20 protein-coding genes are annotated in these 17896 nt (G+C 44.4%); 4 read left to right on the top strand and 16 right to left on the bottom strand.

What is annotated here, in order from left to right; genetic code table 11:
* The first annotated feature begins 61 nt into the window (after window positions 1-61).
* From BLS69_RS06360 to BLS69_RS06350, 3 genes are all read left to right on the top strand, one after another.
* On the top strand, window positions 62-1294 hold the full coding sequence (locus BLS69_RS06360) for an aminopeptidase (protein ID WP_091029515.1): 1233 nt from the start codon (window positions 62-64) through the stop codon (window positions 1292-1294).
* Between the two features lie 247 nt (window positions 1295-1541).
* The gene (locus BLS69_RS06355; protein WP_074095416.1) at window positions 1542-2132 is read left to right on the top strand and encodes an RNA polymerase sigma factor; all 591 of its coding nucleotides are present in this window, start codon (window positions 1542-1544) and stop codon (window positions 2130-2132) included.
* Window positions 2110-3060, top strand: coding sequence for a hypothetical protein (locus tag BLS69_RS06350; RefSeq protein ID WP_091029513.1), 951 nt, complete (start codon window positions 2110-2112; stop codon window positions 3058-3060). The genes BLS69_RS06355 and BLS69_RS06350 overlap by 23 nt, the downstream gene beginning before the upstream one ends.
* A 5-nt stretch (window positions 3061-3065) precedes the next feature.
* Here BLS69_RS06350 and BLS69_RS06345 read toward each other — a convergent pair whose 3' ends face one another.
* The gene (locus BLS69_RS06345; RefSeq protein ID WP_091029511.1) at window positions 3066-3578 is read right to left on the bottom strand and encodes a hypothetical protein; all 513 of its coding nucleotides are present in this window, start codon (window positions 3576-3578) and stop codon (window positions 3066-3068) included.
* A gap of 231 nt (window positions 3579-3809) precedes the next feature.
* On the opposite strand from BLS69_RS06345, the gene BLS69_RS06340 reads away from it, so the two are divergent.
* Window positions 3810-4454, top strand: a complete 645-nt coding sequence (locus BLS69_RS06340; RefSeq protein WP_091029508.1) for a hypothetical protein — start codon at window positions 3810-3812, stop codon at window positions 4452-4454.
* Window positions 4455-4522: 68 nt separating this feature from the next.
* Here BLS69_RS06340 and BLS69_RS06335 read toward each other — a convergent pair whose 3' ends face one another.
* From BLS69_RS06335 to BLS69_RS06270, 15 genes are all read right to left on the bottom strand, one after another.
* Window positions 4523-5839 (bottom strand): hemolysin family protein, encoded by a 1317-nt coding sequence (locus BLS69_RS06335; RefSeq protein ID WP_091029506.1) that lies wholly within the window; start codon window positions 5837-5839, stop codon window positions 4523-4525.
* A 369-nt stretch (window positions 5840-6208) separates the two neighbouring features.
* Window positions 6209-6382, bottom strand: a complete 174-nt coding sequence (locus BLS69_RS32075) for a hypothetical protein (RefSeq protein WP_176872614.1) — start codon at window positions 6380-6382, stop codon at window positions 6209-6211.
* A gap of 90 nt (window positions 6383-6472) precedes the next feature.
* Complete coding sequence (locus tag BLS69_RS06330; RefSeq protein ID WP_091029504.1) at window positions 6473-6997, bottom strand: hypothetical protein; 525 nt, start codon at window positions 6995-6997, stop codon at window positions 6473-6475.
* On the bottom strand, window positions 6997-7410 hold the full coding sequence (locus BLS69_RS06325) for a MerR family transcriptional regulator (protein ID WP_091029501.1): 414 nt from the start codon (window positions 7408-7410) through the stop codon (window positions 6997-6999). The genes BLS69_RS06330 and BLS69_RS06325 overlap by 1 nt, the downstream gene beginning before the upstream one ends.
* Before the next feature lie 227 nt (window positions 7411-7637).
* Complete coding sequence (locus tag BLS69_RS06320; RefSeq protein ID WP_091029500.1) at window positions 7638-9221, bottom strand: sigma-70 family RNA polymerase sigma factor; 1584 nt, start codon at window positions 9219-9221, stop codon at window positions 7638-7640.
* Window positions 9222-9446: 225 nt separating this feature from the next.
* Window positions 9447-9905: a spore coat protein GerQ gene (gene gerQ / locus BLS69_RS06315; RefSeq protein WP_036613981.1), complete on the bottom strand. Its 459-nt coding sequence runs from the start codon at window positions 9903-9905 to the stop codon at window positions 9447-9449.
* Between the two features lie 75 nt (window positions 9906-9980).
* Complete coding sequence (locus BLS69_RS06310) at window positions 9981-10403, bottom strand: cell wall hydrolase (RefSeq protein ID WP_074095421.1); 423 nt, start codon at window positions 10401-10403, stop codon at window positions 9981-9983.
* Window positions 10404-10563: 160 nt separating this feature from the next.
* Window positions 10564-12249, bottom strand: coding sequence for a hypothetical protein (locus BLS69_RS06305; protein ID WP_143023557.1), 1686 nt, complete (start codon window positions 12247-12249; stop codon window positions 10564-10566).
* Window positions 12250-12453: 204 nt separating this feature from the next.
* A complete protein-coding gene (locus tag BLS69_RS06300; RefSeq protein WP_091029493.1) occupies window positions 12454-13203 on the bottom strand; it encodes a glucose 1-dehydrogenase in 750 nt (249 codons plus the stop codon).
* Window positions 13204-13350: 147 nt separating this feature from the next.
* Window positions 13351-13743 carry a DUF2500 domain-containing protein gene (locus BLS69_RS06295; protein WP_017688132.1) on the bottom strand — a complete coding sequence of 131 codons (393 nt, stop codon included), beginning with the start codon at window positions 13741-13743 and terminating at the stop codon, window positions 13351-13353.
* A 352-nt stretch (window positions 13744-14095) separates the two neighbouring features.
* Entirely contained in the window at window positions 14096-15226 is a 1131-nt protein-coding gene (locus BLS69_RS06290; protein WP_091029491.1) for a collagen-like protein, read from the bottom strand.
* Window positions 15227-15544: 318 nt separating this feature from the next.
* The gene (locus BLS69_RS06285) at window positions 15545-16045 is read right to left on the bottom strand and encodes a C39 family peptidase (protein ID WP_256332334.1); all 501 of its coding nucleotides are present in this window, start codon (window positions 16043-16045) and stop codon (window positions 15545-15547) included.
* A 129-nt stretch (window positions 16046-16174) separates the two neighbouring features.
* Window positions 16175-16726 (bottom strand): GNAT family N-acetyltransferase, encoded by a 552-nt coding sequence (locus BLS69_RS06280; RefSeq protein ID WP_256332239.1) that lies wholly within the window; start codon window positions 16724-16726, stop codon window positions 16175-16177.
* Between the two features lie 40 nt (window positions 16727-16766).
* Window positions 16767-17261, bottom strand: a complete 495-nt coding sequence (locus tag BLS69_RS06275; RefSeq protein ID WP_091029483.1) for an AAA family ATPase — start codon at window positions 17259-17261, stop codon at window positions 16767-16769.
* A 35-nt stretch (window positions 17262-17296) separates the two neighbouring features.
* Complete coding sequence (locus BLS69_RS06270; RefSeq protein WP_256332238.1) at window positions 17297-17791, bottom strand: GNAT family N-acetyltransferase; 495 nt, start codon at window positions 17789-17791, stop codon at window positions 17297-17299.
* Window positions 17792-17896: the final 105 nt, after the last annotated feature.

Here is a 17896-nt window from a genome sequence, read left to right as displayed (position 1 = left end):
GATTACTCCTCTCTTTTCCTGTGTCAACAGGTCAACAATTCAACAATTGGAGGGAACTCATATGTTAAGTTTTGAACAAAAACTGGATCGTTACGCTGAACTTGCTGTAAAAGTAGGTGCTAACGTACAACCAGGGCAAGTATTTGTTATCAGTGCGATGATTGATACCGCTGAATTCGTACGTTTGCTGGTACGCAAGGGATATGAAGCTGGCGCCAAGCAGGTGATTGTAAAATACGGAGATGAAACCGTCAATCGATTGCGGTTTGAGATGGCCCCAGAGGAATCCTTCCAAGAGCCGCCGAAATGGCATGCAGCGGAGCTTGAAGAACTAGCGGCCAATAATGCAGCCTTTCTGACCGTATTGTCATCCAGTCCAGACCTGATGAAAGGTATTGACCCTGAGCGGATCTCGACCCATCAGCGTACATTTGGCCAGGCGATGGCCAAGTACCGTCAGTATCAACAGGCGGATAAAATGAGCTGGACGGGTGTGGCTTATCCTTCCCCCGATTGGGCAGCCAAAGTATTCCCGGATCTCCCGGCAGCCGAGCAGGTTAGCCAGCTGTGGGAAGCCATTTTTGCTGCGGTGAGAGCCGATCTGGAGGACCCTGTAGCGGCTTGGGAACAGCATATTGAACGACTGGAGACCAAAGCCGTTGCCCTGAACAACAAGAAGTATCAAGCATTACATTTCCTCTCACCGGGGACGGATCTTACTGTCGAGCTTCCAGAAGGTCATATCTGGGCGCAGGCAGGTAGCGTGAATGAGCAAGGCACCCCTTTTGTCGCGAATATCCCGACAGAGGAAGTATTCACCGCTCCAGCCAAACATGGCGTGAATGGCAAAGTGTCCAGCACCAAACCGCTCAGCTATGGCGGCAGTATCATTGATCGTTTTTCACTCACATTTGAGAACGGACGTATCATTGATTTTCATGCCGAAGAAGGTCAAGATACGCTGGAAAGACTCATTTCCATGGATGAAGGATCTCATTACCTCGGCGAAGTCGCTTTGGTCCCCTTCCATTCACCGATCTCTGAGAGTGGTATCCTGTATTACACTACATTGTATGATGAGAATGCGTCGTGCCATCTTGCGATCGGCAGTTCCTATGCATTTAATATCGAAGGTGGCAAAACGATGTCTCCTGAAGAGCTTGCAGCCCGTGGCATGAACAGCAGTATCACCCATGTGGACTTCATGATGGGCTCGCCTGAGACGGACATTTACGGTATTACGGCAAACGGCGAACGTGAAGCCATCTTCCTTAAGGGAGATTGGGCATTCTAACTGATCACGGAGAGTTATCTCCCGTAATGTATTTTCACTGAACAGTAGAAAAGGCTGTCTTGCAACCATGTATTCATGGTTGGTGAGACGGCCTTTTATTAATTTTCAGCAAACTTTCCCGCATGTTATACACACTTCCCTCATCTGGTTTTTCCCGGACCAACCTCCCATTGTATCGTTTCCATATTATGTTGTAAAATGTAATGATACCAATGTTTGTGGATTGTTCACCAGAAAGGAGAACATCATGGCCAATCGGCTCCAGTTATTACTAGCCTCAGATTTCCATAATTTAGGCTCTGCACTTCAGGAAGAAGTGTATTATGAATATTATAATATGGTACATGGTCTTATCGTTTATATCATCAAGGAGCGTGCTGCAGCAGAAGATATTATTCAGGAAGCTTTTATCAAAATCATTAAAAACAAACCTATCTTTGAAGACGAGGTCAAACTGAAAGCCTGGCTCAAGGTCGTCACACGGAACACAGCTATTAATTATCTGAGAAAAAATAAAAATAACCGTAACCAATTGGATACGGATAGTGTTTTTATAGATATGGAGACGATGAATCAGACGGCAGCTTCCGTGGAAAGCATGGTAGAAACGCAGATGATGGAAGAGTCCATTGAATATTATCTCGGACAGCTCAAACCGGAATATCGTGTACTGGTGGAGTTACGGTGGAAAAAAGGTCTCTCCTACCGAGAGATGGCCGAACTGCTGGATACCTCCGAAGACATTGTGAAGCAACGTTTGTTCAGAGCCCGTGGCAGTATCAAGAAGAAATTACATAAGGAATGGGGTGGAAGCATTGAGCAAAGGCAAGTCCGATAAGCACGCGGAGCGATTCGATTCAGAGATGGAAGACGAATATTTCGACGCTGCGTTTGACCTGGCTTTTGATGAAGCTTTCCATCAGGCCGTCTCTGCCCCTTCCGCCTCCCATACCGAATCCATGCAGCAATCCTGGCAGAAGGTACACAGGGAAATTAACAGAATCGGTTTACGTAAAAAAAGAATACGTACCTTGCGACTTTCAGTTGTCGTAGCTGCGTCCGTGACCATCGGGGCCGTTATTTTCAGCCTGCCGTCCGGTACGCAAGCGGTATCCCCTTTTGTGCAATCCATCAAGGATTGGGGCAATGGCATGAAATCCATTATCATCGAGGATCGCACGACCCATCTGGGGGCTGATCCGTCAACGGCCAAAACGCCTCCACCACCGGAAACCAGCTTAGACGACATTCTTAAAGTACAAGAAGAAGAGGCTCTTAATACACCTTCGTATGAGTTATCGAGCCACCTGCTTCGTCCAGTGCTTGTTACGGAAGAGATCGCACGCGAAGGGTTCATGGGTGACTTTCTGTTGTCCAATGCCATTCCCGAGAGATTCAACAAGGTCAAATTCGAACTCGTGCTTGATACTGAAAACCCTGTGAATCCAGACGATTATTATGAGTCCACACAAATGAGAGTTCAATATACCAGTGAAGGCAAGAGCATAGAGGATGAGATCATCCAGTTTGATTATGTCTATGTCATGCCTGGGGAGAAAATTGAAGGGGCCATGCTTCGTGATATGAGCACCGTAAAGCTGGCGGATGGCTCGGAAGCACTGATGTATATCGGCCCACCCTATAACTCCTTTCAGTGGATGATGGGTTCCAACAATATGAGTCTGTTTGGCACCCTTTCGGAAGAAGAAATGACTGCTATTGCCAACGATTTTCAAGAGCAGAAGTTTCCCGGCAGCACCCGCTGATAAGATCAAAATAACACGGTGCCAGAGACATGTTTGCTTGTATCCGTGGTACTTCCATCATACGCTGTATGAATACTCGTAACGCGATAATAATATCCTGGCATAACGGTCCAATCCGATGTGGCATTCAGTAAGTTTGTATTCGTTGCATTGTTGGAATTGGTTTTGAAAGTTACCCATGCTGTTCCTGTCCAGCGCTCAAGTCGATAATCTACGGAAAGTGTCTTCATTGTTATATATGTCATGGTCTTGGTATTGACGATAGCCGATAGTCCACCCCCAGGGATGACTGCACCGACCGCTTGATAAATATGTCCACGTTCGGAAATGGTAGCAAGTGAATGGATGAATGGTTCCGGCGGTGGCGGGGGTGTAAGAGCACCAGAGGACACATTGATCATTGGGCTTGCAACGGCCGGTTCGGACGTAGGTAAAGCCAGGATTGTTGGCACCATTAACAAGGCAACAAGGGTTATTTTTAGTATAGATGCTGCACTCTTCGTTTTCATTTTCCGCATATTGATCCATCCTCCGCTTCCATACTTGATTTTGTGTAAGGGTATAAACGGACGGATCGGGTGACAGGTTTCAAAAAAAATTAGACGCTCCGATGTTTCAGTCGGCAGCGTCTTTTGTCTTGCTTGCATCTCCAGCATGATTGAAACCTAAATTATTCCAGCCCGTATGTATTGGGTAATGGATACACGAAATCATATTAACCAACAAGATTTGCAAATGAGGTGTATAACTTGAGTAAACTTCAATCCAAATCCAAAAGGCATCGTCAAAGCTCCAATCCGAATGAACTACACATCGAAGTTTCCGGCTCGTTCAAACGTTGGCTTGTTATCTTGGTGAGTGCGCTTACCGCAGGGACCTTAATATATTTATTGGCTACAGCCCGTGAAAGCTGGATAAGCATGGGGATAGACCGCTATGTATTGCCCTTTATGATCTGGGGACTTGTACTGTCCCCCATCCTTGCTTTTCTTTTTCTCAAGCAGAGTGGCCGAACCCTTTCCCATGTCAAATTTTTACGTGTTTTCGGAATTGCTTTCTGCCTTCTGCCTCTGGTACTTCTGTTTTATGTGTTACCTGTAACATTTGGCATGGTGAATGATCACCTAACCCAGTATAAGCAAAATCCGGTGTTATCCACCACTAAGGTGGGGGATTACAATTCTTACGAGGTTACTTTCGTCGATATGTACGACATCATCACCATTAAAACACCGACAACAACCCAATCCACTCGAAAAAAGCTGAATATCCAGCATGACCTCGCTCCTGGAGAGAATGTTTATGTCACTTATAAGCGAATTTATATCAAAAATAGCTTGGTCACGGAGAACCGTTACGCTGATGTTGTCCTTCATGCACCCAAAGAATCATGAGCATGCAAAGAAGCTGTACGATGACATTACGTCACCATACAGCTTCATTCGTTACAATTTCGATCCGGCTACGCGCCTTCTTCTTCAACCAACAGTTCTAGCTTAATCACATTTACTCGGGAAATCCGCTTATGCTCTGTCTCTTGAATGACAAATACATAACCCCCATACTCAACCGATTGACCGACCTCAGGTGGTATGGCATCTACTCTGGAGTATAGCCAGCCCCCGATGGTATCGTAATCGGCACGATCCATATCCAGTCCAAATCGTTCACTGACTTCTTCAATCAGCATCAATCCATCAATAGAGTATTCCATCTCATCCACTTGCTCAATGGCAGGACGCTCTTGGTCGAATTCATCCTGAATCTCGCCTACGATCTCTTCCATGATATCTTCAAGCGTGACAAGCCCGGAGGTTCCCCCGTATTCATCAATCAGAATCGCAATCTGTGTCTTGCTACGCTGCATACGCTTGAGCAGATCACTGATCAGTGTGGTATCTGGCACAGCCAGGATGGGCCGGATTACGGAGATGGTATCCGTAAGTTGGGATCGCATCAGATCCTTAATGTGAATAAAGCCGATAATATGATCCTTGTCTCCGTTATACACCGGATACCTCGTTCGCATACTTTCGCTGGCAATCTCCAGATTCTCCAGCATGGACTCATTGGCATTCAGACAGATCATTTCCGTCCGCGGAATCATAATTTCACGGGCAGTTGTATCCGTAAAATCAAATATATTATCAACAAGTGCTAATTCAGTGTTATCAATTAAACCGCTCTTATTGCTTTCTTTCATGAGAATACGTAATTCATCTTCACTATGCGCGTCGTCCATCTCCGAAGCTGGTGCCATTCGGAACAGTCTCAACAAGCCGTTAGCCATACCGTTCAGTGCCCATATGAATGGATACATTAACTTGTAGAAGAACGTTAGCAAAGCCGCAGACCACAACGTGATCGTCTCAGACTTTCGAATCGCCATCGTTTTGGGAGCAAGTTCTCCCAGTACAATGTGCAAGATCGTAATAATCACAAATGCAATGGCAATAGAAATTCCATGAACGTAGACTGGTCCCAGTCCAAATGCGGTAAACACGGGCTCTAACAGATGTGCAATTGCCGGTTCTCCCAGCCACCCGAGTCCCAGTGAAGCCAAAGTTATACCTAGTTGGCAAGCTGACAGATATGCATCCAGATTACGTACGATATTGGAAGCATAGATGGCATTTTTGTTGCCTGTTTCCACCAAAGCCTCAATCCGGCTTCCACGAACTTTCACCATCGCAAATTCCGCCGACACAAAGAAACCATTCATTAATACAAGTAAACCAATTAATACTAAATTTAAAATACTCGGTAAGGGGTCACTCAAATTTTCATCCTATTCGCCGTCATTCTTCGGCAAATAGGTCCACCTCCTTCGAAAATGTAGGATATTAGCCATTCTGCCGTTCATATGCAATTTCAACTTCCCAATGCTTCCACCTCCACCTTGTTCTGTCGAATAACAAAGATATGCTTCTTTTATTATATAATTCTACACTACACAGTCAATCCGTGTCCTATGACAACGAAATGGCACAAACGCCTTTTTTCTTTAACAAAAGTCTCGATTACGCTGTTTTCACGGAAATAATTTTTACTAAATACGCCGTTATGCTTCTTATTTTTACACTAGTTGAATCCTCTGCAACGTGTGTATTTGTATTGATAAATGATTAAATTCCAGATCATCAGATAGTTATTCCTTTTCATTTTCTGTAATACGTGTGACTGCTCGAACTACAACATCAGGGTAGTTATTTTGAATGATAATTTTAGCTTCAGCTATACTTTCAGCTCTCAATTCTCGAGTGTATATGATTCCATAAGAATCTTGGAATTCTACGGAAAATTCGATTGCCTCTCGGTCCATTTTTAATCACCTGCCCATTGTTATTGTGCTTTACAATCACATTATCAATAAGTTTACGCATTCGTAAAATACGTTGAGCGCTCTCTTCCACTAGTAGTTTATTCGATAGTCCTTTTCAAGATAAGCATATTCACTGTCTCTTGTTTGATACGTTCTTGGTCTGATAACTAATAATTCCTTATCTGAGCCAGCTTTGCTAGACGAATTAATTTCGAGTCTCATCACTCGTTCAATGACTTGATGATCGATATGCTCATCATCTACATCTTCCTCGTCTACAAAGCGAACTGTTATGTCCTGTTTTATTCCTTTCCAATTTAGATGACTACTTTGATAACATAATTCCACATTAATCAATGCCTCATCACAATCTATTCTGGACTGTGTATAAAACTCAATAAATACGTCTTTATCTTGTGACACTAATTTTATTTCACCTGTTTCTGTTTCAAAATTCCCATTCAAATTTAATCCTCGATAAAGACCATTTGGGAGGTGAATACGTAATATTGCATTTTCAAATAATTTATTGGTATAGGTGAGCTCAATCCATAAATGATTCATTCCTTCTTCTTTTTCCATCTTTTTTTTAGCCAGCCGTAAATTAAGCATCATTAAATTCCCCCCTTCAAAACCTGTGAAACAGAATCAATTACCTTCTGTTTTAATTCGGCTGAAACTCGAGGACTTAATGTAATTGAAACATCATCTGTTATTGTTAGAGTTTCGTTTTCCAAGACACGGTCTGGACTATATAAACTCATCAATTGGCCGATTTTTTCCACTTCCTCTAAAGAAAGAGAATTTAATTTTTCTTGGATGGATGCTAAGTTCTCACCAGTTCTAGATAAAGTTATAATTGCTCGAAAATAATGAATGTGTTTATCGGTGTATACTCTTTTATTTCCTACCAACTCTAACGGAGGAATCATGCCTATTTGTGTATAGTACCGAACCGTCCTCAGATTCATCTTAGTATCATCTTCTTGAAGAATTTCTGAGATACGCTTTGCAGTGTACTGATTCATAAACTCACTCCTTTAAACTTTAGTTTATACCTATACAGTAAACTGTAATATGTACAGTTTACTGTATAGGTATGCATCTAGTCAAACAACTATTAAAAAAGGAAAAATCATTTTGAGAATCACAACTAATTCTTAACTAACCAAAGAGAGCATCCTCGCTCATGTTTACGCATGGCTGGATACTCTCTTTTTGTAATACTGTTATTTTCTCAGATTCTATCCGCTAATTACGATGTCGACTCAATCTCCACTACGGTTTCCGAAGCGGGGTTCCAGCGCCACTTGGCTTGTTTCCCGCTTGCGTTATGCAATCCACCGATCCAGAATTCATCCTGCTTCAGCAGTGCCCAATCGACTTCTTCATTCAACACCTTAATTCCGAGTCCCGTTAGCGACAGGACACCGTCACGGAATTTTTCATCATGCTGCTTGAAATTAGGGAAAGTGGTTGCACCGCTCATCTGAAGCAGGGCATGAGGTCCTTCTGTCATCCGCTTCAGATGTGCCCAGTATTCAAGATCACCCATCCCGAGAATATGCAACTTGTCCCCTACCTCGCGAAATAATGGATACGGATGCTCCACACCTGCTCTAATGGTCTCTAGTGTTGTCTGCTCAATGAGCCCCAGACCGTTCGATACAGATGGCAGACGGGACAAATGTGCCTTAAAGGCAGCTTTTGCAAAGGGTAGCGCAGAAGTGTCTGCCTGCAAGTAATCCAGATGATGCCGGAAATCAGTCGACGTATAGGCTTCCCAGAACTGTGCACCGGCTTGTAACTCGTTTTTCTCAATCACATGCCAACTGCCTGACAGCCGTTCAATCTGTGTGGAGGTAAGCTGTCCCAGTCCTCTAAAGTGCTCAATCTCTGGATACGAGTCAATACAGAGCAGATTCAGTTTCGTATTCTGGAGTGCTTGTCCTTTGAAATAATGTAACAGATACGATAACATCGTCTGATCATAGAGATCGTATTCGAACCATAAGACAATTTCCTTGTATTGTTGAAACGAATGCAACTTGCGTTCAAGCTCCTCAATCTTCAAGTATTCCGCCTGTGGAATGCCCAACTGCTGCTCTAACACGGATGCCCGATTCTGCCGCTCCTGCGTATCTCCCATCTCTTTGGCTACCGGGCCGAACGTATACAACTCTCTCCATACCAGGATGTCTCCCTGAATTCCACTCTCTCTTAAACGATTAGCAGCGTGATCCCCATTCATAATGTGTAACAATCCTTTTCCCCCTTCATACAAGTCACTGAATACAGAGACCAGATCCCTTACAGGCATAGAGCGCTTGAGTTTGGATCGGGCATCGAACAATCTTTTCTTTAATGCAGGTACTTTGACCCCGAGAAAATCCGATATTTCCTTGAGCGAGTATCCTTCCAAATAAAACAGTTCAACAGCAATCCGCATCGATGATGGCAGTATTGCAATGGAATCACGAAGCGTACGATGCATTTCATTTTGCACCGCTTGTTTTTCCGGATTATGCGCCTGATCCTCTTCATAGAATACATGCTCCAGCTCCTGAACTGGAATCATGGTATGCTGCTTGCGTCTTAGCCAGCGATAACACTGCCTCTCCACGATCACCTTGAACCACCCGGGAAAAGCCTCAGGAGTTTCCAGCTTGGACAGATTGCCAAAGGCTTCAGTAAACGCCTCCTGCACGACATCTTCTGCCCAAAATGTATCCCCCAGTCGGTGGTAGGCAACAGCAAGTGCCATCCCGCGATATTGAGACATCAGTTGTGCGTAAGCTTCGGGTTCGCCCTTCATCGCTCCTTCAATCCATGAATTCAATGCTATGGACTCCCTTCATATAAGCATGCTGCTTGTTCTATTCATGTATAAGTGCCATGTTATCGCCAAAAGGTTACGTATGACTCTAAACCTATAGTAACCTTCGTATATATGTTTATGTAAAAAGCTGTCCTGTCTGCGGATTACCTCCACATTCAGGACAGCGAAGTAAATCAGTATGTGTTAGACATGTCAGTTATCAATCAAAATGATGAGGGCCAATGATTATCTGCTTGGAGCTTGCGGGTAATTGCCTACCACTCCTGGATATTGATACAACAACGGCTCATCAAATGTAGCATAGTCAAAGTTGACCATCAACAGCATGATCCGTCTTCCTGTCTTCGGGTCACTGATGATAATATGGTCACGTCCCGCTGCTTCAATAATACCTTGGAATATGCGAGCGTTCCATTCTTTATTTCCTTCATATGTCATGTAGAACGTACCGAATTTACCAAGATTCAGACGTAAAATATTCTCAATGTATGACTGCTCAAACTGTGGAGCCGTTGTTGTAATCACTGCACCCGTTGGTGTCATTGGGCTTCCACTGGATACGAGTGGGGGTACACTTGTCGAGCTTGGTGATACCATCCCTGGCGTTGGTGACATGGCAGGCATTCCGTTACCAATTTTGTAAGACGTACCTTGAACCTGAGAATTGGCTTGTTGACCCAACACAGAATTGGCTTGCTGACCCAGTGTTTGAGTCGTTGGTTGATAAGGCTGATTAATCATAGTGATTCCTCCCAAAATTTAATATACTTCCGGACAGTCATCGCCTGTCGGACTGAAGAAACAATGCGCTTTGAAACGTCCTGTATTTTGCTGGTCATACCATGTTGGTGGGCAGTCGCCCACAGGTCGGAAAAACCACAATGAATTGCTCGCTGGCCAGATGCGCTCTCCATTGATCACCCGTTGTGCGAGACGAATCTCGGACTGTCTTGCCCGTTGGTAAAAGTACCCCTTCTGTGTTGACTCGTAGCCTCCTGGATTCTGGAATACCATACGATTGATATCGCGAATATCCTTGAAGTCCAGACAATCCACCAGCACCCGGTTCACACCTACATTGCCCACAAGCAACATACCCTGTTCGCCGTCACCTTCAGCCTCTGCCCTCATGAGCCTAGCCAGCAGCTTGACGTCCTCTGAGTTGGCTTTAATAACAGCCATAGTCTGTTTCCTCCCTTGTTTCAGCTGTTCATCACCGTACATCGTATTGTGCAGGAGCCCATTCGGTGACACGATTCCATCTTTTTTCCACAAAAAAAAGCCCGGAACCTCACCCAAGGTGAAGTCCCGAAGCAACTCGTTTCTTATAATACTCGCTTGTTTAAGGCTTGGCTTCAATCCAATAATCGTAAGCATGAACAATGTTGCCTTGGTAAGCCTGATGTTCGGCCAGCAGATCCGGAAGCTTGGCAAGCTGAAGTTCCATCTCCGCTGCCCCTTTTTCATAAAAAGAAATATGAGGACCTTCGTGGTTCTGCTTCATTTCTACCGAAATCATTAACCTTTTTTCCAAACGATCCGCGATCTCCATCTCCTGGCTCACAACAGCAGCAATCCCATTGGAACCTTCGGCGTTGTTACGGAAAGCCATCAGCGACACATGATCGAGTGTACGGATCATAAATTCAGCCACAGATGTATCCTTTCCTGGCAACGCGAAGCTATCCAGCCATACAGCAAGGTCTGCGCTTGTTTCGAGATCACTGTCCTTCTTCGTTTCTTCCTGGAAAAATGTAATGTTGGCAGTCCATTCGATCAACAGGGTGTCCCGACTATTCTCCCACTCTGGCAAAGTGTACGGCTCAATATCCAGATGGATGCCTTCAAATCGTTCATCCGGCTCGGATTCAGCATTATAGTTTTTCACATAATCAATCAATCGCTTAATGCGTGGACGATTCTCCTTTTTGCCCCAGATGGGGTGTCCACCCATCGCATGGATCTCAATGCCCTGCGCTTTTGCCCGTTTCACAAAACTGCGGTAACTGGAATAGGGTTGATCCAGGTCCAAACGGACATACAACCAGTTAATATTCTGCTCTCTAGCAAACGCTAGTATGTGCTCTCCCCCGTCATTTGTCACCTGAGAGGCCTCCCAGATATACGTTCCCCGAATCTCTGGTTGATTGGATGGAATCTCCGGTGATGGCAGTTCTGATGGCTCCAGTTGTCCCCAGTATACGATGTCATGTACAGCAGAACCTGCGTAGGAACTATGTTCGCTGAATGCGGAGGCAACTTCTTCAATAACGCTTTCCAGTTGTGCTGCACCTTTACCGGCAAATGTCGTGAACTCCTCGCCAGGCATTGGCTTGGTGTTCAACCCAACCGTAACGCTCACATTGCTAGTATCGGCCCAGTTCATTTCCTGTTCAATTAAACGTATAATACCATTGTTCCCTTGCGCGTTATCACGGTAAGCGAGTAAAGTGACATGCTCCACTCGTTCAATGAACCAACGTGACAATGGTTCGTTATCTGCATCCTCAGAAACTCTATTTCCTGTGACGGTGTAGGAATCCAGCCAAAATGGCAGGTCAATATTCACTGCAACTGCGCCATCCTGTCTCACTTGCTCAAATAACAGATTCATATTGGCTACCCAGGATTGTACCAGTGGCTTAGCATCTTCTTTCCAGGCTGGTAACACATAGGGCTTGATATCCAGATGTATGGCATCAAATTGCTCGTTGGTCTCAGCAGCTTGATTGTAATCACTTACCCACGAGGCTAATCTGAGCATGGGACCTTCACGACCACTGATTGCCCAGGATGGATCGCCTCCCAAAGCTTCAACCGCAATACCCGCACGGCTGGCTTTGGCTATAAACGTCTGGTATACCTCCTTGGGCATCGTCATGTCTACATTCACGTACAGTCTGTTTATCTTATGTTTAGCTGCATTGGCCAACAGCTCATCTCCGTTGCTAACAGACTGTGCCTGCCATACCCAGGCCGCCCGTATATCTGCGCCGTCAGCTTCAGCAGGTGACTCATTCCCTATCATTATCATCCCTCCGATCAGCAGTAACAGCCAAAATACCTTCCGGGATTGTTTCCCGAACATATACTCCCTCCATTCCTCTACTGTTGTAAAATCACATTTATTATAGCAACCGAGTTATTAAAAACAAATAAGCCCAAGTGCTTAACTTGGGCTTATTGCTCTTAAGTTGGCACAGCTTAGGGCTCGTTCGGCTCAATCCCGGTTCTAGTCCTCATATATCATTTTTCGGGTCATGCCTCCATCAATAACGAGGTTGGTCCCTGTGACAAAGGTATTGCTTGGATCAGATAAATATAGACAAGCACGGGAGATATCCGAAGGAACACCCACACGACCGGAGGGATGCTGTTCATGATCCTCCTTTTTCAATTTCTGCACGTCACCTGTCTCAATCCATCCCGGACTGATACAATTGACCCGAATTTGGTCCTTGCCCAGTGAGACCGCCAGCGCATGCGTTAGAGCTACAATCGCTCCTTTGGATGCGGCATAAGCTTCGGTATCCGGCTCAGACATCAGCGCACGGGTAGAAGCCATGTTGATAATGGCACCCCCGTGTTCATTGCTTTTCATATGTTTGGCTGCTTCCCGACTCGCCAAAAAGCAACTTCTCACATTGGTATTGAGTACATCGTCCCATTCTTCCAGCGTTAGCTCATAGGGTGACTTCCACTTGGCGAGTCCTGCATTATTCACTAGAACATCGATTTGCTTGAATTCTTCCACGGTTGTACGAAAAAGATTCGTAATATCCTGCTCGCTCCGAACATCACATTGAACAAAGATGGCTTCTCCGCCTTCATTACGAATGGAAGCTGCTGCTGCCGCCCCCTCCGCTTCCTTGTAGTCAGCAAGTACAACTTTGGCCCCAGCGACCGCATAAGCCTCAGCCACACTCCGTCCGATTCCCTGAGCGGCACCAGTTACAACAACAACCTGATCTGTAAATGACATATTCATTGCCTCCTCTATGATAATGATCCTTTGATCATAATTTCATTATGCCTCTTCTTATATAAATACACGTCAGGGCCATTAAGAAACGCTTGTCCAGTAAATAATCAAAAAAAGCTCACGCCATCTTGGCGCAAGCTGCTCAGTTTAACCACGTAGGCGTTCAGAATATACGCGATTATATCGCTCGAAGCCTACATAACGTGTTCCTTTGAACGAGAGCCGTCCTTCATCCCCCTCAGCGCACAAACCATACTCTTCGCCATTGACTTTGAATTCAAGCCGATCTCCACTTTCTACTTCAAAGGTGACGTAGTATAACGTTCGTGCTGTACTGCCCGGTTCAGATTGCGACTGACTCATCTTCATCCGTCTGCTGGTGATTCGTGAAGGCACGGTCAATAGCGGCTCCGAGTTGTTGCGTCCCCACCTCCATACCTCCTTTCCCATCGACAGAAGGACTATACCTATAATCAGAACAAATACAACCGGAAAGACGGTTCCAAACAAATCAAACATCCAGGATGATTCAATGCCCATGTCTCTCCCTCCGTTCATACAACTTAGGACAGCCGGAGTCTTGACCCGTCTCCTGTAATGTATATGCGGACGAACACGGAACTTGTTAATCCGATTAAATATTTGAGCAATAAAATCAAAGAATGAGTGAATAAATATGTTGCGCTTCATTGAATGACTTTCGTCCGCTACCGAAACATTGCCGATATTATTTCTGGTCATCATATATAACCAAGCTATGTACAACATCAGCTCCAACTGAGATAACAGCCTTGAGTAAAGCACTGCTATCTCAGTTCAAGCAAACCAATGTTACCATTGTGGATGCATATTTAATAAAGCATTGGACAATTAGCCTAGGTTAATAACGTACTCATGCTAATTGTGTGATCACAAGATGTGCGGATACAGGTCTAGTTCCGCCCGCAAGTGGCGTGATTGTTAATGCTGTAGCATTACCAGCCGGGTTCCGCACGGTCAGAATAGAATTAATCACGGTTGTCTGCACCAAAGCCATACCAACAATCTGAGACGTTCCCGTTGCTCGCCCAACTACAGTAGGAGCCAAATCTGCCCCATTGAGAGTTAAGATTAGTTGACCTGCTTCATTGATGCTCACCTGGAATAAAATCTGATACGTACCAATGGCTGCTAGATTGAATGCACTAGGCCCCGTGCGGGCGATAGTTGTTCCACTTGTTGGCCCATCCTGAGGAAAGCTTACATCTGTACCGGGAGCAACCGTTGCTGCATTATCAGGTGGCATCAGTGCGAAAAAGTCAGCGAATCCCAGTACGCTTCCGGCTACTCCTGTTGCACCTGTAGATCCTGTTGCCCCAGCGGGACCCGCTACTCCCGTTGCACCTGTCGGACCTACTGCTCCAGCAGGACCCACGGCTCCTGTTGCACCAGCTGGGCCTGCCGGGCCTACTGCTCCAGCGGGGCCTACAGCTCCTACTGCTCCTGCAGGACCTACAGCTCCTGCTGCACCGGCTGGGCCTGCCGGGCCTACAGCTCCTGCAGCTCCTGTCGCACCCGTCGGCCCAACAGCTCCGGGAAAACCTTGAGGTCCAATCGCTCCGGCAGGTCCGGGATTACCCTGCGGACCTTGTGGTCCTACAGCCCCTGCTTCTCCCGGAATCCCCTGTGCTCCCACGGGGCCAGCAGGTCCCACCGGACCTTGAGCGCCTACCGCTCCAGCAGGACCTGGCTGTCCCTGAGGTCCTTGTGGTCCAGGTGGCCCTCCTGCTGGTCCTTGAGCTCCAGGTGGCCCTTCTACCCCTTGTTTACCTGGAATACCTTGTAAGCCTTGTACGCCTTGTATACCTTGTGGTCCTGTTGGGCCAACAACAGTAGGGTTAGATATGTTCACTTCTGGAGGCGGACATTTTACTTGAACGAATTTTTTAACCACTTTCAGTCGGCGGTCTTTTCTTTTAACTTTACATGGATGTAATGTTGCCTTTTTTCTCTTCATACGTTTCTTCACTTCTGAATAACTCACAGTGTGGACACCTCCCTATAGACATAGTTTAACGTACGTATGCAGATGAATAGATGCGTGGACGAACAACCAATTTAATTAAAAAACTCCGCTGATTATCAGGTAAAACAATAAAATCGGTAGCAACTGCCTATATGTTTAATCTATTTTGTTTATAACCATCGATTAAAGTGAACTGGTTTACGTGAGGAGATTGGTTCACCAAAAAACTCATGCCATTTGGGCATGAGTTTCATGATTTAACCACACAGACGTTCCGAATAATACCGATTAGTTCGTTCAAAGCCAATATATCCTGTCCCTTGAAAGAGGGCCGTCTTACATCTGCGTCGGGTGTACAACGATATATGAGTTTTGACAAAAGGGCAACCATGACCTCCATAACGTGTTGAGTTCACTTATGCTGATTTTTCGATTGTAATATTCTTCATCACAATTGATCTTGTGTTCTAACGATTCTGCCAAGTAAAAATGCGTTTCATCATAACCAACGACGGGAACAAAATGCAAATAACGTTGTTTGGGATGTACTCTAATAAATAATATAACAGGCACCCCTTGGCTGATCTGTTTCTTCAACGTATTCACATTTCCACGTAAGTACATTGCCTGATATCCTAGCTTCCTGAAAAAAACAACGACCGCTTTGGGATATACTGTCCCATCCAGTAATTTGCGAGGATAGGTTTCATAAATCTTTGTTCCGTTGGACTCCAAACCGAAATGTCTCAAGACAAAAGCACTGGAAAATGCAGCGCATTCGTAGTTTTTCTGAATATCCAACCGATTTGAAGATTGAATGTAATATGTACTTGGCATATTGACTGTGTACATGCGATCTTTCTTAGGAAAACTGAAATAAAGGGAGATCACCCAGAGGATAATCAACCAAAGTAATACATTGAGAAACAATACGTGACCTCCTTCGTCTCATCAAGATGATATACTCTACCTTTTAAGTAGCCATTCACTAGACAACAAACTATACGTCACTATATTCTCGTAATGATCGTAAACCCATTGAGCTTCTCTGGATGTGCCCTCATTTGAAAATCCGATTTTCTCAGGTATAGCCCTGCTTTTAAAGTTGTTTTCTGCACATTGAATAATGACACGATTTAACTTCAACTCGTTAAAGAGATATTTAAGCAATTGTTCTATTGATTTGGTAATGATTCCTTTGCTCTGTGCTGACTCAGCTAAAAAATATCCAATGCTCGTTGCTCTATTGTTCCAATCAATATAATGCAATCCTAACATCCCAACCAATTGTTCATTGAACCATATTCCGGAATCAAAACCGTTCCTCTCTTCATAATTATGTGTCCATACATCTATTACAGAATCTAAATCGCTGGGCGATTGTCGTTTATCAACCCAGAGTAACCACGCTCTCAAGTACTTTCTATTCTCATCAATTAACGCATACAACTCATCTCTATCTCGAGATTGGATCAGCTTTAATACAATAGATTCATTCACTTGAAAAGGCAGCATCATGTTCCTCCACTCAATCTAACTATCAGGTTATTTTAGGTGTTCATTCCTCGCACCAGTTCTTTAAAACCCATTCTTTAACTTGTTCAGCTACTCCCACTGCTGTAAGTTCTGTCGTATCAATTGTTTGCATTGGCGGGTCAAATGCAGTTTTCGAATTTTGGAGTAGCCAATTTGCAAAATTCTTGTGATCTTCTATCAGGTTCTCGTCCCACCCACGAACTCTTAAACGCGTCTCGCGAGTAACATTGTCACAATGCAAATTCATATATAGAATTCGATCAAATCGATCTATGTAATCGGACGATGCAATGTTTTCCGGCACCATCGTTCCACATAAAACAGTCCCTCGTCCACTTAGGGATATGCTATACGCAATCCTCAACCAATTCTCTTTGGCAATCTGCCAATCCACGTTATCGATGATATCCATATCAAAGACGTCAAATTCGGGAAGTTGCTTGCGAACATGTGAAGAGATCGTTGTTTTTCCTGTTCCACTTGCGCCTGTCACTACAAAAAGCGGTAATTTTCTCATAACTAGCTCCTTTAGTTAAAATAAAATTTGATTTATTACGTTCTCCATTGATCTGCTTTCAAACCATAAATAATCCTGTTTAAATATGCACCGTTAATATATTCGTAATCTCTTAATTCACCTTCACGTTGAAAGCCTAATTTTTCAGGAATTGCGCGGCTTTTGAAGTTGTCTGTTGCTATGCCAATTTCAACTTTATTTAATTTAAGTTCATTAAATGCGTAATCAATTAGAACTTTAATCGATTTTGTAATAAGTCCTCTACCCTCATATTCCTGACCTAGCCAATATCCTATTTCGGTCTTCTTGTTTTCTTGATCAATGTATAAGTATCCAATAGAGCCAGCAAGCTCGTCTCCACACCAGATTCCTAACCAATAACCATCATCTTGAGCATATCGTATACGAGTTCTCTTGATGAAAGTGCTTGAATCCTCTTCTGTTAATGTCATATTGGGGAACTTTAACCACGCTCCTATATGATCCCTGTTTCGATCAATCAAATTATATAATTGGGGTGCATCTTTCATCGCCAATAGCGATATATGGGTAGCGGCATCCATTTGATATTTAAATATAGTCCACTCTCCGATTCATTTCATTAAATAATCGTTTTCTTGCTTTAATCACAACAC

The sequence above is a fragment of the Paenibacillus sp. CF095 genome (assembly GCF_900101225.1).
In the GTDB taxonomy this organism is placed as follows: Bacteria; Bacillota; Bacilli; order Paenibacillales; family Paenibacillaceae; genus Paenibacillus.
This window is presented reverse-complemented; position numbering and strand designations above follow the sequence as displayed.

What these genes read in the sequence shown, in the direction of transcription:
- BLS69_RS06305 (WP_143023557.1), bottom strand. Translation starts at nt 12,249, where the DNA reads ATGATAGGGAATGAGTCACCTGCTGAAGCTGACGGCGCAGATATACGG.
- BLS69_RS06275 (WP_091029483.1), bottom strand. Translation starts at nt 17,261, where the DNA reads ATGAGAAAATTACCGCTTTTTGTAGTGACAGGCGCAAGTGGAACAGGA.
- BLS69_RS06285 (WP_256332334.1), bottom strand. Translation starts at nt 16,045, where the DNA reads ATGCCAAGTACATATTACATTCAATCTTCAAATCGGTTGGATATTCAG.
- BLS69_RS06300 (WP_091029493.1), bottom strand. Translation starts at nt 13,203, where the DNA reads ATGTCATTTACAGATCAGGTTGTTGTTGTAACTGGTGCCGCTCAGGGA.
- BLS69_RS06355 (WP_074095416.1), top strand. Translation starts at nt 1,542, where the DNA reads ATGGCCAATCGGCTCCAGTTATTACTAGCCTCAGATTTCCATAATTTA.
- BLS69_RS06295 (WP_017688132.1), bottom strand. Translation starts at nt 13,743, where the DNA reads ATGGGCATTGAATCATCCTGGATGTTTGATTTGTTTGGAACCGTCTTT.
- BLS69_RS06360 (WP_091029515.1), top strand. Translation starts at nt 62, where the DNA reads ATGTTAAGTTTTGAACAAAAACTGGATCGTTACGCTGAACTTGCTGTA.
- BLS69_RS06330 (WP_091029504.1), bottom strand. Translation starts at nt 6,997, where the DNA reads ATGATGCTTAATTTACGGCTGGCTAAAAAAAAGATGGAAAAAGAAGAA.
- BLS69_RS06310 (WP_074095421.1), bottom strand. Translation starts at nt 10,403, where the DNA reads ATGGCTGTTATTAAAGCCAACTCAGAGGACGTCAAGCTGCTGGCTAGG.
- BLS69_RS32075 (WP_176872614.1), bottom strand. Translation starts at nt 6,382, where the DNA reads ATGGACCGAGAGGCAATCGAATTTTCCGTAGAATTCCAAGATTCTTAT.
- BLS69_RS06280 (WP_256332239.1), bottom strand. Translation starts at nt 16,726, where the DNA reads ATGATGCTGCCTTTTCAAGTGAATGAATCTATTGTATTAAAGCTGATC.
- BLS69_RS06325 (WP_091029501.1), bottom strand. Translation starts at nt 7,410, where the DNA reads ATGAATCAGTACACTGCAAAGCGTATCTCAGAAATTCTTCAAGAAGAT.
- BLS69_RS06345 (WP_091029511.1), bottom strand. Translation starts at nt 3,578, where the DNA reads ATGCGGAAAATGAAAACGAAGAGTGCAGCATCTATACTAAAAATAACC.
- BLS69_RS06270 (WP_256332238.1), bottom strand. Translation starts at nt 17,791, where the DNA reads ATGAAAGATGCACCCCAATTATATAATTTGATTGATCGAAACAGGGAT.